This is a genomic window from Bradyrhizobium genosp. L, assembly GCF_015624485.1.
GTDB lineage: Bacteria > Pseudomonadota > Alphaproteobacteria > Rhizobiales > Xanthobacteraceae > Bradyrhizobium.
Genome location: NZ_CP061378.1, coordinates 969,575 through 984,638 on the forward strand (window position 1 = coordinate 969,575; position 15,064 = coordinate 984,638).

A 15,064-nucleotide genomic window follows, 5' to 3' on the forward strand; every position below is an offset into this window, starting at 1 on the left:
CGCTTCGTTCCCGCGCTCGAATTTTGCGCGTGGGGAGAGCTCTGGGGAATGACCGCTCAATCCCCGGCGAGACATCCTCACCGCCGGGTATCCTCCTAAGGACTGATCGCGTGGGCTACCCGCGATAGTTGTCTAGCGTCCACGGCCCGCTACAGTGCCGAGCATTGGGGGGACGTATGTCATTTGCAGAAAAGCTTGTTCAGACGCCGCGGCGAGAGAAGTCGGGCGAGACAGGATACGAGAGATACGATTATCAGGCGAGCTGGGGTCTCGCGCTCATCTTTGAAAGCCACAGTGACCTCGACGATTACGCAATTGCCTTTGAGTTCCACGACGACATTGTCCGGCTGAATAGCAGCTCCGCTCCAACGCGAGCCCGCTTCTATCAGGTCAAGACCAAGCTGAGCGGTCATTGGACGCTCACAAGTCTGAGCACCCAAAAGAAATCAAAGGATGGAACGTCGAAATTACCGTCCTTCATCGGGAAGATGCATGACAATTATGAGCTCTTTCCCGACGAAACCGAACGCCTGAGTTTTGTCTCAAACCTGCCATGCGAATTTATTGATGCTGCTGCGACCGTTTGTTGTTTTGGCGATTGCGATCCGGACGACTTTGCAAAATTTCTCGCGAAGCTGAAAACCGAACGCCCATCCGCGACGGAGGACACCGCGAAGCTCATGCACTTCGTTCGCGCGGACCTCAGCCTTCACGATGCGTCCGCGCACTTGAAGGGGATGATGCAGAATTTCGTGACGAGCCAGCTTGGGACCGTGATCTACAGTCCGGACACTCTGTATAAAACGATCATCGAGGAATGCCGGACCAAGTCCAAGTATACGGGGTCCGTTCAAACATTTTCCGACCTCATCAAGCACAAGGCCATCACCAAGAGCCAGGTGGATGGTTGGCTTTCTCAGATACTGACAACTCACGTGGTGCCGACGTGGGCAGATATCGCTGGTGACCTGACGTACAGCGCGCTTGAGAAGGCGGGCATCGCAAGAGAATGGAAACTCTACCGTACTCTAGCGCTGGGTGCTGGTAATGAAGCGATCAACCGAGTTCGCGCACGCATCCGGACGGAGTTGAAAAAGCTGCAGGGTTCATCGCTTGAATTGACGCCGTTGACCGAACAGGTGTTTGGTCAGGTTTGGAGCTTTGCGAAGGCGACGATCTCGGAATTGAATGCGGGCCGTGCGAAGGCGATGATCATCTACGAGGTGTTGGACTATGACGCGTCAAGAGATGTACAAAAAGCTGATCAGAAGCCTGCGGACGCGCAGCCATGAAAAACTTTCAATTAAAAAGGCTGTGTCTCTTGTCCGCACGGGAGAAAGCGGCGCGCGTAGTCGAGTTCAGTCCGACAACGACGGTCGTTCTCGGCGAAAATGACACGGGCAAATCCTGTCTCATAAAGTCTATCTATGCCGCGTTCGGCGCCGATCCGGCGAAGGTGAACCCGACGTGGCGCGATGCCAAGGTCGATATATTTGTAGATTTCACTGTCGATGGAGTGCCGCTTAGCATTCTGCGATCTGGGAACAACTACGCACTGTACGACGCCGGCGGTAAGGGCATCTGGTCCGGTACTGGCGTTACGCATGGGCTTGGTCCAGAGCTGGCACGCTTGTTGAGTTTCGAACTCACACTCGCCACTCGCCAGAATGAACTATTGATCCCGCCACCCGCATTTCTCTTCCTGCCGTTCTATATTGATCAGGATAGCAGTTGGGTGGGCAACTGGAATTCATTCTCAAATCTGCAGATGTTTCCGAACTATCGGAAGGACGTCGCAAATTTTCACGCCGGCTTGCGTCCTAATGAATATTATGAAGCCAAAGCTTTGAAAGCTGCATCCGATCGGGCACGAGAAGAATTGAAGGTTGAGCGACGGGCGCTAGATCGTGCTAGCAAGCGATTGCGATCGACGCGTACACGCGTGCACTTCGATATCTCTCCTGATCAGTTCGTTGAGCAGATTGATGCGCTGGTGACCGAATGTCGAGGGTTGCAGGTCGAACAGGACAAAGCTCAGCGTGTTCTATCGGAGTTGAATTCGAAAAGAGCTATCCTCCAAGAGCAAGCCGCCATCGCGGAGAATGCTCTGGCCGATCTTGATGCTGACTACGAATTCCTGCGACGTGAAAGCGAAGACGAGATCATTTGTCCGACGTGTGGCACCGTACATTCCAACGATTTCGCCAATAAATTCAGCCTAATATCGGATGTCGATACCTGCCGAGGGTTTCTCATTGAGGTTCGTCGAGAAATTGAAGCGGTAGACGTGCAAATATCTGACGAGAAGGAGCGACTGCGCGCGTTCTCGGACTCGATCGAGCGCATCACCAAAATTCTTGATGAGCAGAGAGGCGAGCTGAAGCTTCGCGATTTGATAGAAGGTGAAAGCGAAAAGCTAATGGATACAGCGTTCGCCGCAGAGGGGAAGGACATTGATGCGCAAATAGGTGCGCAGGACATGAAATCCGACGAAGCCGCGCAGAGCATGAAGTCCTTTGATGACAAAAAACGGCAGGACAATATCAAGGGATACTACCTACAGCAGATGAACTCGTTTGTGCAGCAGCTTCAGGTACCCAACCTAAAAGAAGCTAGCTACAATGCGATCGATAGCAAAATACAAGAAACAGGTAGTGATCTGCCACGAGCTCTCCTTGCTTACTACTACGCCTTCATCCACACGATGAAGCGCTTCTCTACGTCGGCTTTCTGTCCGATCGTGGTCGATACGCCCGTGCAGCAAGATCAAGACAAGACCAACGCCGCGCGCATGATCGGCTTTTGTCTCAATGAAGTTCCGACAGGTTCTCAATTGATCTTGGGTACGGTAAGCATGCACGGCGTCAAATATGATGGTCATGTTATCGCGACTGACACTAAGAACAAGCTGCTGAAGACCGATCAATTCGATGAGGTTAGCGCGATTCTGGCGTCCTACTACATACAACTGCTTCAGTGAACGGGGCCTCATCTCGATCCATCCGTGAGACCTGCTGGAAACCGCCAGGCGGGTCAGGTGGCGGCCGGCTGCCGGAGCTGCCTCAACGCCTTTCCGGCCGAAGTGTGCTTTTGACCCATTTTTGGACCTCCGGCAGCCCCTACCTCGGGGCTCGCACGCAAGCCGCGGCGGTTATACGATTTTCTTCGTGAGTTGATGGACATTAAGCCGTTTTACGATCAATTGCCGGCAATGACTCAAATGGGGGACGGTACCTTGGAGTCCAGTGACGAAAAACGCGAAATTGTACTCAAGGTGGGAGAAGAAATTCTCACCGCCCTCAAAAGCATTGCCGATGGAGCGCGTTCTAATCTCGAGAGTCGACCATTTGGACTTTCTATTGATGGTGTTTTGAACCGCTCGAATACGATGGTTGGCGTAGGGAATCCGGAGCGGTTCGCCCACGCTCAGAACGCAGGTTTGCGCGAGGCGCTGCGCAGACTTTTGCTTGAGCCGTGTATCGCGCGCGTCGAAGTCGAATGGAAGAACGAGGCCCGACCTCCGCAGACACTCTATTTCGCGCGTCTATCCGCAGCGGGCCTGAATGATGCGGTGAAAGGCGCGCATTTCGTGACCTCGCTAGACGATCTTGGTCACCTCGCGGAGCATGAGGCTGGCGAGACTGTGACCTTGGATGTCCGTAATCGCGAACGAACGGCCCGCATTCTGAAGAGGACGGTTTGGTCGCCGCGGGAACAATCCGCGGGTTGGGACGCGCTGGTTGACGATTTTGAGTCCGCTCCATGGGGTGCATTGCACGAGCTTCTGAAGCAAGACTCCCTACTTCAGGCGCTGAAACTCCTTCGCGAAGGTGACGTTTCGGCGGAAGACATTCTGGGGCGGATTTTGCAGCAGGCGGCCGCCGCCCAATCTGACAGCCAGCGCATCCGACGAAGAACCATCGACAGGATCGCTCTCCGGGATCGGCCGATTCTGAACAAGTTTCAGGGAGCAATCTTTCGATTGCCGCTAAACAAGCAGGTTATGCTGTTTGGCCCGCCCGGATCAGGAAAGACGACCACGCTGATCCGGCGGTTGTCACAGAAGCGGACATTGGAAGCGTTGTCGGACTCGGACAAAGCGTTGGTGACCCGTGCGGGCGTTGATGTAGCGAGCACAAACAGTTGGGCGATGTTTTCGCCTGGCGAACTGCTGAAGCAATATCTTGGCGACGCATTCAATAAGCAGGGAGTGCCGGACGCCGGCAATGTCCGCACTTGGGCTAAGGAGAGGCTCGATCTCGCGCGTAACGTGCTAAACATTCTGCGGTCGGCCAACTCCGGTCGCTTCCAACTCGCCGATATCCATCTACTTGCCGATCAATCGAGCGCCGCGCGGTCGAGCCTCCATGACGAGTTCGCGACCTTTGCGGGGGCGGATCTGATCCGAAGGTTTGACGGTGCGTTGACAAGTCTGCAAGGGTCCAATGATGAACGCGCCAGGGGTATTGCGACCAGGATTCGAGCCGAGCTTAGACAAGGTAACGAGTCCAGCATCGACGATATGCTGGCGGTCGTCATGCAGGCGACGGAACTCCACGAAGAGGTTAAGCGTCTCGGCGACCTGATCACCGCAGAGTTGAGAAAGATCAACAATCTTCTGCTAAATCAAAACAAGGGCCTGCTCCAGGAACTCGCTTCCCTCTCTTCGCCCCGGTCATCGGAGCATGACGACGATGATGAGGATGACGATGACGATGACGAAACAAGCCAGGTCCTAGCGTCCACAGGGACCTCAGAGGCGCGCTCACTGAATGTTCTCTGGAACGCCCTCCGGAATTGGGCGCGTTCCGTCGCAGAAGGCCGGCGGTCACTCGGCGGACAATCGGCCAGGGTCATCGAACTGATCGGCAAGCGGCTGCCCTCCGACAACGTTTTCGTACCGATCGGCAAGAACATCGCGACACGGTCGTGGTTGAGGTCGCTACTCCAGGCGCCGCGCTCTTCAGTACTTGGCTTGCCCGGTGCCTATTCGCGGTTTCGTCGCCAAATGATCCGGGAAGGCAGGCACTACACTTCGGATGAAGCGGTTGCCGAAGCCGCAAGCCGCAGCTTGATCTCTCCCGGTGAGGTCGACATCGTCCTGCTGGCAATGCTTCGAAACGCACGCCGCGTGATACGCAACGTGGATGCGAGACACGACGGCGCAGTCAGGTATGACTGGCTCGAAACGATACGCAGCCGTTACCTCGCTCAGGTTTTTGTTGACGAAGCTACGGATCTCTCCGCCGTCCAGCTTGCATGCACGATCGAGCTTGCCCATCCAGAACTGCGCTCGTGGTTTGCATGTGGCGATTTGCGCCAGCGGGTGACGTCGTCTGGCATTCAGAGTGAAGTCGAGATTGACTGGCTGAGTCGTGTGTCGGGAGCCCAGATTGATATCCGCAAGATTGATATCGGCTACAGACAGAGCCGGAAGCTTCGCCAATTTTCGGACGCTCTAGCAGAGCTGCTCGACCCGGGTGCACAGAAGACGCGATCTCCGTCGGAAACCGAAGAAGCGGATGTGTGGCCGGTACTCGCGGAAGGTGTTTCTGACACGGCGCTTGGAACCTGGCTTGCCGATCGCATTGATGAGGTCGAACAGTCAGTCGGGTCGCTACCTTCTATCGCCGTTTTCGTTGACGGTGACGACCTCATTGATCCGCTGGTAAATGCAACGCGGACCGCGTTGGCGGAGCGCAACATTACCATCGTCGGGTGCAAGGAAGGGCGGGTGGTTGGCGATGCAAGCGAGGTGCGTGTCTTCGATATCCAGCATATCAAAGGTCTGGAATTTGAAGCAGTCTTCTTCATTGGAGTCGACGGACTTGCCCGCCGCCTTAAAGAGCTCTTCCCGCGCTATCTTTACGTTGGCGTCACGCGAGCCGCGACCTATCTGGGAGTGACCTGCGAGGGGCGCTTGCCCGCAATCCTCGAACCATTGCGACCTCAATTCAGCGATCGTGTCGATTGGCGCTCGTGATAGGGCTGCTCATGCAGCCCCTACCGGCGGTTAAGAACGAGCGGTTTCTGACCCGAAAGAGGCGGGCGAAAAATTGTTCTGGAATTACCAAGCACAAACCCAAACAGAGCCGGTTCTTGAGAGCGTGTTTGCTTCACGGCAGTGCCCCTGCTGTAGGTCACATCCGCAATTGTGTCCCGCAGACGAGCGCCAGGACAGTGATGGTCGGCGATTTTCTGAGTCTGTTGAGGTGCTCACCTGCTCATTTTGCGGCTGGTGGTTCGCATTCAAGGATATGTGGGATAGCTCCTGCGGGTCCGTTCCGGACAGGGCGCTGCGGACCGTACAGGCCGGCGGTGCGGCCTTAGCAACGTTTTCACCAGCTCTTGATCAATCTCAAATCGGGCTTTTGGCCAGGGAGATCGAACAACATCTCTTGGGACGAGGAAGTGCTGATGAATGGGCAACTCTTGAAGACGCCAGCGCGGCAATTCTTAGAGAGTTTGGCTACGAGGCCCGCGGCACCGCGCGCTCAAAGGACGGCGGCGTCGACATAGTGGTTCAGCATCCCCGCGGCGGCCCCACCGCGATCTACGCCCAGATAAAGCACACGAGAAACAAGGTCGGAGTTCGAGTGTTGCGCGAACTTATTGGCACGATGGGCATTCATGCGACCAACAGCGGCCTGCTGGTAACATCTTCAGTATTCACAGCCGGTGTCTTTAGGGAAACCGAGATGGCCGCTCAGAGCGGCTTTTTCGTCGAATTAGTTGACGGCGCGAGGCTTCTGGCGTCATTGCGGCTCACGTATCGAACAGCTGCACCTACTGTAGCCGAGATACTCGATGTCGCGCGACCGAACGTGATCATCCTGTCCGGTGAATTCGATGTTTGAAGTCCCGCGCCTCGGCCACCCCTAAAGGACCACGCCGGCAGTAGGGCGGCGCATGGCTGTGATCCACCGTGCGACCTCGTCACGGTTCGCAACTGTGATCGGATACGCCCGAGCTTCGACAAGTTTCGCCGCTCCGGGACTAATATCATTCGTCGTAACTACGAGGCCTCCATCGGCTCCTTCTGCATGAACGTCGGCCCAGAGGGCCTTCACGACGACCTTGCCGATCTTCCGCTTCTCCCGTTTGCACTGAACGATCACAACTGGCGGAACACCGGGTTTCCTGCCGGCATTCCAAGCTCGAATGTCGACACCGCCGTCATTTCGGCCAGCTCCAAGTTCTACCTCGTAGCCGTTCCGAACGAGCCATTCTGCGGAGAGTCCCTCGAACTGCCGCCAATTTATCTCCTGCAGAAGCTCCGGCTGTTGGGATAGGTAGTTTATGAACCGCTGATCAAAGAAACCCGATCCTTCGATTGGAAGACGCTCGCTCTCGAACAAATTCGTCAGAGCCAAGTGATCCTCCGCTTTCATCTCGCGTGTAAAAAACGGGGACAAAGCTAGGTGGACGGACATCGCCTCCAGCAGATGCTCCACAATTGCCTTACGGGACCCACTGATGACGCATTTGATGTCTGAATCGAGTGCGTCCCGATCGAGCGATCCGCTCCTATTGCGTAGTTGCAGATGATGATTTCCAACGGCCTCGACTTGGAGGATCGTCTCGAAGTCCATCAGCGCGCGCCAGTCCGGCCCCAGTCTTGCGATCAACCGTTGACCCAGGCTCGGCATGCCTGGTTGGTCAGCGGCGCCGAGGGCGTAGAGTAGATCTCCTACCGTGTCCGCATACTCCTCACTTCCAACCCGCATCAATGCGTCATCTTGGGCAAATGCCACCCGAAATGGGTGATCCTCCCGGAGATGCTCGATAAGTTGTTGCCTGCTGAGTGCGAGACCCGAACGTTCGCCGGTGTCTTCGCTCAGCGAAGCCACGAACCCCGAGGTGACCATCAGAATGTGTCCCATAAAGCACCGAGTTTGAACCAGTGTTAGCGATCTCCCTCCCGCCCTTCACGCAGGCGAGATTCCGGCAATCTCCTCTAGCGTTGATCTTGCTTGTGGAACGAACCGGGTCCCCGCTGCGGGCGCGAATGTGAGAAGCAATTCGGCGGCAGACGCGATGGTTCGTTCGGACCGCGCAAGGACAGCCTCGACTGGCGGCACCGTGGTCGCCGGGAGCGATAGGCGGAATCGAGCGTTGCTGACAAGATGAGTGCACCCGGCAAAGATCCACGCCACAAGCGGCTCGGCAACACCACTGCGGAGCCGCGAGGCGTTCACATGGAACAGCAGCCATGCCGCTGCCCAGCAAAACTCGGCGGGGCGCGCCGTTAGATCCTCTCGCAGTAGCCAGATCGCGTTGGCCGCGCCATCTCGATCGGTCGCGATTGCCGTGAGGTCGCCCCCCATCCGTCGAAGCAAAGGATGTATGGATTCGATCTCGGGCGACGCCAGTCCTTCCTCGACGATCGCATCGATCGCCTGGAACTCGCGGGCGAGAGCCGCAGCCGTGGCGAAACTCAGCAGATAATCTTCGGCGGCTCGATGCAGATCCGCCTCGGCGGGCTCGCCGATCGTAGCCAAAGGAATCGTGCCGCGTCTGGGATTCTTAAGTGCGTCGCCACTTTCGAGCCCCTCGCCGGAGGAAACCATGCGTGCCACTGAAGCATGCCGTCGAACGCGCTCGACGAAATGGGCTGGATCGTGCGTTGCGATGGTCCTACGATCTTCGGCGATCGCCGTCGACAGTTCTGAAGAGACAATCGGCCCTTCGACTAGATAGTCGCGAAAATTGCGATAAAAGCCGGTAGGCTCGGTGAGTGCTTGGTCCGCATCGGCCAGCAGGTAGAACCCGAGATCGAGCGCAATGACAGGATGCTCGCGGATCACCTCGAGCGGTTCGGTGTTGCTGCCGCAGCCTGGCGGATAGACTACTTCTTCCTGACCGCCCGCTTTGGTCCCAGTGATTTCTCGATAGAGCCAGAGCAAACCATGGGGCACGACACGGCGGCAATATGCTTCAGCCAGCGTTCCCTCCGCATCGACTCCTGTCAAAGCGGAGAGGGCGTCGCGCATCTTGACGATTGAGATGCCGGGCCGGCTTGCGCAATAGGCGGCATGCGCCGTATCGGCGAGCAGCCCGATCGCCATCGCTCGTACCGATGGTATCTTGTCAAGCTTTGACGCCTCGACTTGGGCACGTTCAAACCACTGTTGCGCTGCCGCCCAGTCGCCGAGCGTCGCAGCGCTTATGCCTGCTTCGCGAGCGATATGAGCCTTCTCGATTGTGTCTTGGCCGCCAGCTTCCGCTGCGGCAGTCAGCAGCGGGAGCGCCGCTGCATGATCGCGTCTGCGCCAGTAGATCTTGGCACGCGCGCGCGAAAGCGCGATGTCGAAGCCAAATTTGTCTTCAGCTTGTATCAGACAGGCGAGTGCTTGCTCAACGTCGTCGCCGTTCTCGTCGAGGCAAATAGCCTGCGCGATTGCGCAGCGTGTCGCGAGCGTCGCATTGCCCCATCGCATAGCGAGGTCTGCGCAAGCAGCATAGTCGCGGGCAGCAGCCGCCCAATCGAATGTCTCGGCTCGCGATTCCTTGAGCCAGGCATGGTTGACCAGTATCGAAATATCGCCGCGCCCAGGTTGGAAGGACGAGAAGATCTGATCGCGTGTTATGGGCTCTTCGCCATCGAGCCGTTCTAAGATTTCCTTGAAGCGGGCAACGCTGTCGATATTGCCAAGCTGCCCTGCGAACAAAACGCCGCTTACATGCGGATCGCCGCCGGCCGGGGAATTGAAGTTGCGGTTGACCTCCGCGAGCTGGGGCGAGCTTCTCAGCAGTCGGTCGAACCGAAGTAGGATTTCCAACCAATCGGGAAAAAGCTCGCCCATGCGTGGATGGAGCAGGATCTTGGATAGCGCGAAACCCTCTATGAGTTCCGGTCCCTTCAGGTGGACGCGCTCGCGCTCGAATGCGTTCCAGGCGGCGCGGGCATTTTCGGATGTCCCATAGGGGAAGAGGACGAGCAATTGAGCCAATCGCAACATCGCCGACGCCGCGAGGTCTCGAGGGAAGATCGGCGTGTCGGTCCCGAAGATCATGAGTTCGCCCACGAACGGAGCGAGCAGGTCCAGCATGCCCACCGGGCAGGTAATCACGCTGTGCGCGAAAGCGAATACGAGGCTACCCTCCTCGCTCTCGAGCGCGTGATGCAGCGCTGCCGAGGCATCCAATACGGAGATGTCCCTGTTTCGCATCATCGAGTCCGCTACGCGGCGATGGACGCCCCGACATTCTGCGGCGGTGAGCACTTCCTCCGCGGCATCTTCCAGCAATGGCGACACTCGCAGTCGCTTCTTACGATATGTTTCGATCCACGGCCCGATGAGCTGATCGAGCAGAAGACCAGGAAGCGCTATGGTGGGATCGAGGCCAGCGATCTCTGGCGCCAGAGCTCGGTCGAACCCGCCACGGATCAGGCTGGCGCGCAAAAGCAGCGTCTGTGCATCGGTCGAGAGCGCTGTTATCAATCGTTGCCGCGTTGCGCGCCGTTCCGGCCCCAGTTCATCGGGGAGCTGCCCGCCCAATACCCCAGCAACGGATGCGCGCGACCAATTCGCCGCCTTTAGATGAAGCAGCGTCGCCATGGTGAGTTGGGGATGGCCCCGTGCCGCGGCGCGATAGACGGCGCTGGCGTATTTGGCGTCGCCGCCAGCCAGCGCCACGAGTTCAACAACTTCCTCCTCCGAGAGATATTCGACCTCGATTGCGGCAGGCGCCTCTGGTGCCAACTGGTCATATGTCGTCCTGGTAGGTGCGCGATAGCTTGTGACTATCGCGGTGCAATCGCGTCGCCGAAGACTGGCGACGACGCGTAATAGCGCATCCCGCACCGCAGGATCGTCGATCTCATTCACGTCATCTAGGATGAGATGCGTTGCGGGGGAGGCCGCCAGTTCGCCTTGCAGAAGCGACAGTCGTGCAGCGGTGTCTGAGGGCGACAGGTTGCGGAAGTCGACGATCGACCACACCCCGCCGCAGTGCTGGCCCACGAGGCGCGCAGCGAGAGACTTGCCCAGTCCGGTCGCGCCACTCGCGATAACTACCCCTGCGCTCCGGCGTGCCGTGTCGATTGCGGCGACCAAGACCGCTCGCGGAGCCCGGATCTGGGGAAGAGGCAAATCGCTCGCCGGGACAAGCAAGGTTGGACGAGTGAAGGTCGTGCCTGCGCTGCTGCTCTGGAACGCCGCGGTTAATTGCTCCAACGGAACAGGAACAATGGCCGTCTTGTCGATTAACTCGAGGAGGTCGGCTCGTCGTAATTGCCGTGTATTGTCGGAGACCACCGTCATCAGCAAGCGCTCGATCGTCGCCGGCACTACGGCCCTACCGGTATGGCTTGAGAGCCGTCTTGCTGATGCGACATACTCGATAAGTCCAGCCTCGAGCTCGGAGCGCACGTCTGCGATACCGGGTGCACCGCAATCCCAGTGAATGCGTTGGAGGAAATCGCTGCGGAACCCTTCCTCCGGCAGTGCTTCGAGATAGAGTTTCGTGGACGGCTTCAAATCGAGTCCGGCTATCAGTGCGCGCAAGGGCCCAACAGCCGCTCCTGCAGCGGCACGCCGCCAATAGTGAAGTGCGGCACCTCCAGCGATCCGATGCTCAATGCTGCGCTCCACACCGATTTCGGACGTAGTCAGATAGTGAAATGACACGACGCGCTTGGGATTGCGTTGGACAAGATCCACGAAAGAATCGATTGCGTCGCGGACATGCGCCGTCTGGAGGGTGATGCTTGTGCTGCCGCCTGTGTCTTTGACCTGGGTTCCTGCGAGCGCGCCGCGTGCCGCGACTGCGTAGTCTTCAGCCACTTCGAGATAGAGCGTCTCTCCGTCCCCCAAACCTAACCAGGCCAAGCCCGATGCATAAAGCTGATAGCCATAACCACGCAGCGAGGCGGTCGCTTGGCGCGCGACATCGCCTTTCGGTGAATCGAGGCCTGGACCCGACCCGAAAACGCCCGTCAATAGCGCTCCTCCAGCATAGGCGGGGCCGGAACTCCTCCAGCTCGCGCTTGGTCTTCAAAACAGTTCGGACCTATTTCGATCAGTCTTGGATCGCTAGTCTGCTTGATCATGACTGGAGCCCGGGTCCGAACCGCAACAGCTCGATATCGCTAATCTGCGCCATGACACTCGATCCTTGGCGCTAAGCAATAGCCAGCTAACGGTTTCCTGACCAGCGTTGATCGGGGTAGGGTCATCGCGCGACGCGATGCAGTCGGAATAGCTTTTTGAAGAAATCCGCGATCCTCGATTCGGCGTCATCGCCAACCAGCTCATTCGCTCCAAATCGGTAAATTTCATACCCGGCGAGGCGTAACTCTCGGTCTGCCGACACCATGTCTGCATAGACCTTCAAGGACGGGCGGTCCTTTTCCGAGAAATGATGCTTTCCGTCCACCTCAAGCACGATGCGTTGGCGTCCGGGGAGGAGGAGCAAAAAGTCCATCCGCTGTCGCGGAAGCGGCAGGCGATGGCGAAGAGTCTTTACGATGGCGGGGTCATAGTGAAGATAGACCTGCGGCAAGAGCGCAGGCAACGTCTCACCCAGAGCGGGGTGGAAAACCTTGAAATAGGTGGCGAAAAGCTTGTGCTCTGCATCTGACGACAGAGACTTCTGCAGGCGCGCGCCAAGATTTGCTGCATTGGCGCCTGGCATGATGTCGCTCCACCACGCGACAAGTTCGGACCAGAGCAGACCATTTGAACTGATCGGCCGATCATAAACCAAGCAGCTTTCTTCGCCAGAGAGGATGACGATGTCATTGTTTATGGCGTCGGCGAACCCGATCTCGGGCTTCGGACCTTGAGAAGCGAAGATCAGGTTTTTGGGCCGGCCGCCAACACCCCGCACGAGAGGTCGGAAAACGAAAATCGGGTGACCGGAAAGTTCGCTCTCCCGCACTAATTCGTATCCATCGCGCGCGAGTATTTTGTTGAGGGCGGCGACCGACTTCAACTGTTTCTCGCCCGACCGAGCGAGGGGGTGGACAGCTTCCTCGAGCAACGCGCCAAACCGAGCTCTGGAGCAGTCAAATGCACCGATTTCCCCGAATAGATGCTCGACCGACCAGTCGCCTGGATTGTCATCCATGTGCCGAGTGATCTTATCGCGCAAGCTTTGATGGGCACCCTTGCTTCGAGCCATGCTTCCGAAGAAGTCTTCAAAGGGCGTGGAAAGTGGGAAATAACGTTCGACCATCTCCACCGTGTCACGCTCGCCAGCGAGATCGTCTCCGAAGACCCGTGCGACATCGCGCCTAGTGATCTGGGTTATAGGCGGATCGTTGGCTTCCAGCACCTTTCGGCCGGCCTCGTCGAGAGAAACGTCGCCACGATGAACCGCTAACTTCAAAGCCAACTGCGCCAAATCCATCTCGGTGAGGTTGGCAAGCGCCGAGTCGATACGTTGGCGCTTTGAAAGACCTTCACCGGCGGGAACAACCAAGCCCGCGATTTCAAGCGGAGCCTGACTAAGCTCCGTGTGGGTCATTGCCTGCAATACATCGGCGATTAAGATGCGAAGGTTGGTGGTCATTGAAAATGTTCGAGCAAGCCGGCTTCAAGCCTTTGGAATCGCCTGCACTTGATAACGTTCAGATCGTACATTCAGCCGGAATGCGACTTTATTCAAGCCAGCTGTGGGGAGGTTTTGGAAGAGAAAGCGAGAGAAGCGGCCGAGCAGGCGGAGAAAGGAACGACGCATGAAACAGGTGCTGGTTGGTTGCGGATCTCCTGATGGGTGAGACTGGTCCGAGCATGGCGATGCTTGCGGCGATGACGGAGCTCTGGCGGCTATGTCCGCCGGGGCCTGACAATATTCTCGCGCATCCCGCTTTCGTGCGGCTGCGCGAGATTTGCCGCGACGGCTATACGAACGCCGGCAAGAAGGGGCCGAACTTCGCGCTCTCGACCGCATTGCGAAGCCTGGGCCTTCCGTGTCACCTGCAGAAGGAAACGTCCCATCTTGCGTTGCCGGTGGAGGAAGCAGCGAACGGACTGGATGCGGCGCTGTTGGCCACCCATGCCAGGCGCATTCACCTGGCGCCGCTCGATCTTGCTGCCGACCTGCCGCCGCTCGCATTCGGCCCGGTCAGGGTGTGCCGGTTGAGCGCGGACGAGCTGCGCGGCTTGATCGATGTGCACCGGCTGAAGCGGCTTTATCCGCGTCAGGACTTCGATGCTGAGCGCTTTTCCGAATTCCACTGGCTAATCGTCGAGGAGGCCGTGGCGCTCGGGCAGGAGCCTGAGATGCGCGCGGTCCCGGTCCTCTTCATGGACCTGAGTCAGGACTTGGGGCGGATCGAACCGCACAAAGGGCGCTTCCCGAGCGCCTTGGAGAAAGCATTGTTCTTCCTCCTGCTCGCTCCCTGGGAGAGCTGGTCGACCATGCAGGAAGTCGATTGGCGCGGCTTCCGCGTGCCATGGGTCTACACGATCGACAGCGACATCTTTGTTCGGCCCGTTTGGCCGCCGTCCCCCGACACCCTGAGCTGGGAGGACCGGGTCTACGACGACGGGTTTGGCAAGACATACGAGGAAGAGCGCCCGGTCGAGCTGCACTTGGAGGAGGATGCGAAAGCCGAGCTGCCTGTCTGGGACCAGAGCCGGTGGGCGACCGTCGAGCAGGCAAAGGGATCAGTCTTGTTTGAGACGCCGGTCGCCCACTTCCTCGTCCGCGCGTTCCTGGCCGACGGCGTGGACGAATTCCTTGCGCACATCACGACAATCGAGGCAGCACTCGGTTTGCGCGCGGATTATCAGAAGAGCTTCCGCGTTGCGCCTGATCGACACAAGGGGATGCGCGCCACGAATCGAATGCGGGGACGGGTCGCGGGTCTACTGGGTGATCGTCTTTATGCTAACCAGTATGAGCAGCTTTTCGATATAAGAAGCGCCTTCCTGCATGGCCGTGCCGTGGCTGCTATCTCGACGCGGGAGCGGGTGATGGCGCGGTCGCTGGCCCGCAAGGTGGTCGAGGCACTCATTCTCGTGATCCGCAGAGGGCCAATTGCGTCACGAGAGGACGTGCTCGACGATCTTCTCGACAAGGGCGCTGCGCTGTTGTGACTGGGGGAGGAACG

8 protein-coding genes are annotated in these 15,064 nt (G+C 58.0%); 5 read left to right on the plus strand and 3 right to left on the minus strand.

Annotation, left to right across the window (positions count from 1 at the left end; all coding sequences use genetic code 11):
* Positions 1–176: 176 nt before the first annotated feature.
* The 4 genes from IC762_RS04495 to IC762_RS04510 all read left to right on the plus strand — a co-directional run bounded on the left by IC762_RS04495 (position 177) and on the right by IC762_RS04510 (position 6,857).
* Positions 177–1,292 carry a dsDNA nuclease domain-containing protein gene (locus IC762_RS04495; protein WP_195787441.1) on the plus strand — a complete coding sequence of 372 codons (1,116 nt, stop codon included), beginning with the start codon at positions 177–179 and terminating at the stop codon, positions 1,290–1,292.
* Complete coding sequence (locus IC762_RS04500; RefSeq protein WP_195787442.1) at positions 1,289–2,980, plus strand: hypothetical protein; 1,692 nt, start codon at positions 1,289–1,291, stop codon at positions 2,978–2,980. Before IC762_RS04495 ends, IC762_RS04500 begins: the two co-directional genes overlap by 4 nt.
* A 195-nt stretch (positions 2,981–3,175) precedes the next feature.
* The gene (locus IC762_RS04505; protein ID WP_195787443.1) at positions 3,176–5,983 is read left to right on the plus strand and encodes an ATP-binding domain-containing protein; all 2,808 of its coding nucleotides are present in this window, start codon (positions 3,176–3,178) and stop codon (positions 5,981–5,983) included.
* Between the two features lie 73 nt (positions 5,984–6,056).
* Positions 6,057–6,857: a restriction endonuclease gene (locus IC762_RS04510; RefSeq protein ID WP_195787444.1), complete on the plus strand. Its 801-nt coding sequence runs from the start codon at positions 6,057–6,059 to the stop codon at positions 6,855–6,857.
* A 21-nt stretch (positions 6,858–6,878) separates the two neighbouring features.
* On the opposite strand, the gene IC762_RS04515 is transcribed toward IC762_RS04510, so the two are convergent.
* From IC762_RS04515 to IC762_RS04525, 3 genes are all read right to left on the minus strand, one after another.
* The gene (locus IC762_RS04515) at positions 6,879–7,868 is read right to left on the minus strand and encodes a restriction endonuclease (protein ID WP_195787445.1); all 990 of its coding nucleotides are present in this window, start codon (positions 7,866–7,868) and stop codon (positions 6,879–6,881) included.
* Between the two features lie 60 nt (positions 7,869–7,928).
* Positions 7,929–11,945, minus strand: coding sequence for a hypothetical protein (locus IC762_RS04520; protein WP_195787446.1), 4,017 nt, complete (start codon positions 11,943–11,945; stop codon positions 7,929–7,931).
* Positions 11,946–12,177: 232 nt separating this feature from the next.
* Complete coding sequence (locus tag IC762_RS04525; RefSeq protein ID WP_195787447.1) at positions 12,178–13,518, minus strand: hypothetical protein; 1,341 nt, start codon at positions 13,516–13,518, stop codon at positions 12,178–12,180.
* A gap of 200 nt (positions 13,519–13,718) precedes the next feature.
* Here IC762_RS04525 and IC762_RS04530 point away from each other — a divergent pair, with 200 nt between their 5' ends.
* Positions 13,719–15,050, plus strand: coding sequence for a hypothetical protein (locus IC762_RS04530; protein WP_195787448.1), 1,332 nt, complete (start codon positions 13,719–13,721; stop codon positions 15,048–15,050).
* Positions 15,051–15,064 lie beyond the last annotated feature (14 nt).

Excerpts from the sequence above, each read along its gene's own strand:
- IC762_RS04495 (WP_195787441.1), top strand. The coding sequence starts at position 177 with ATGTCATTTGCAGAAAAGCTTGTTCAGACGCCGCGGCGAGAGAAGTCG.
- IC762_RS04515 (WP_195787445.1), bottom strand. The coding sequence starts at position 7,868 with ATGGTCACCTCGGGGTTCGTGGCTTCGCTGAGCGAAGACACCGGCGAA.
- IC762_RS04530 (WP_195787448.1), top strand. The coding sequence starts at position 13,719 with ATGGGTGAGACTGGTCCGAGCATGGCGATGCTTGCGGCGATGACGGAG.
- IC762_RS04500 (WP_195787442.1), top strand. The coding sequence starts at position 1,289 with ATGAAAAACTTTCAATTAAAAAGGCTGTGTCTCTTGTCCGCACGGGAG.
- IC762_RS04525 (WP_195787447.1), bottom strand. The coding sequence starts at position 13,518 with ATGACCACCAACCTTCGCATCTTAATCGCCGATGTATTGCAGGCAATG.
- IC762_RS04505 (WP_195787443.1), top strand. The coding sequence starts at position 3,176 with ATGGACATTAAGCCGTTTTACGATCAATTGCCGGCAATGACTCAAATG.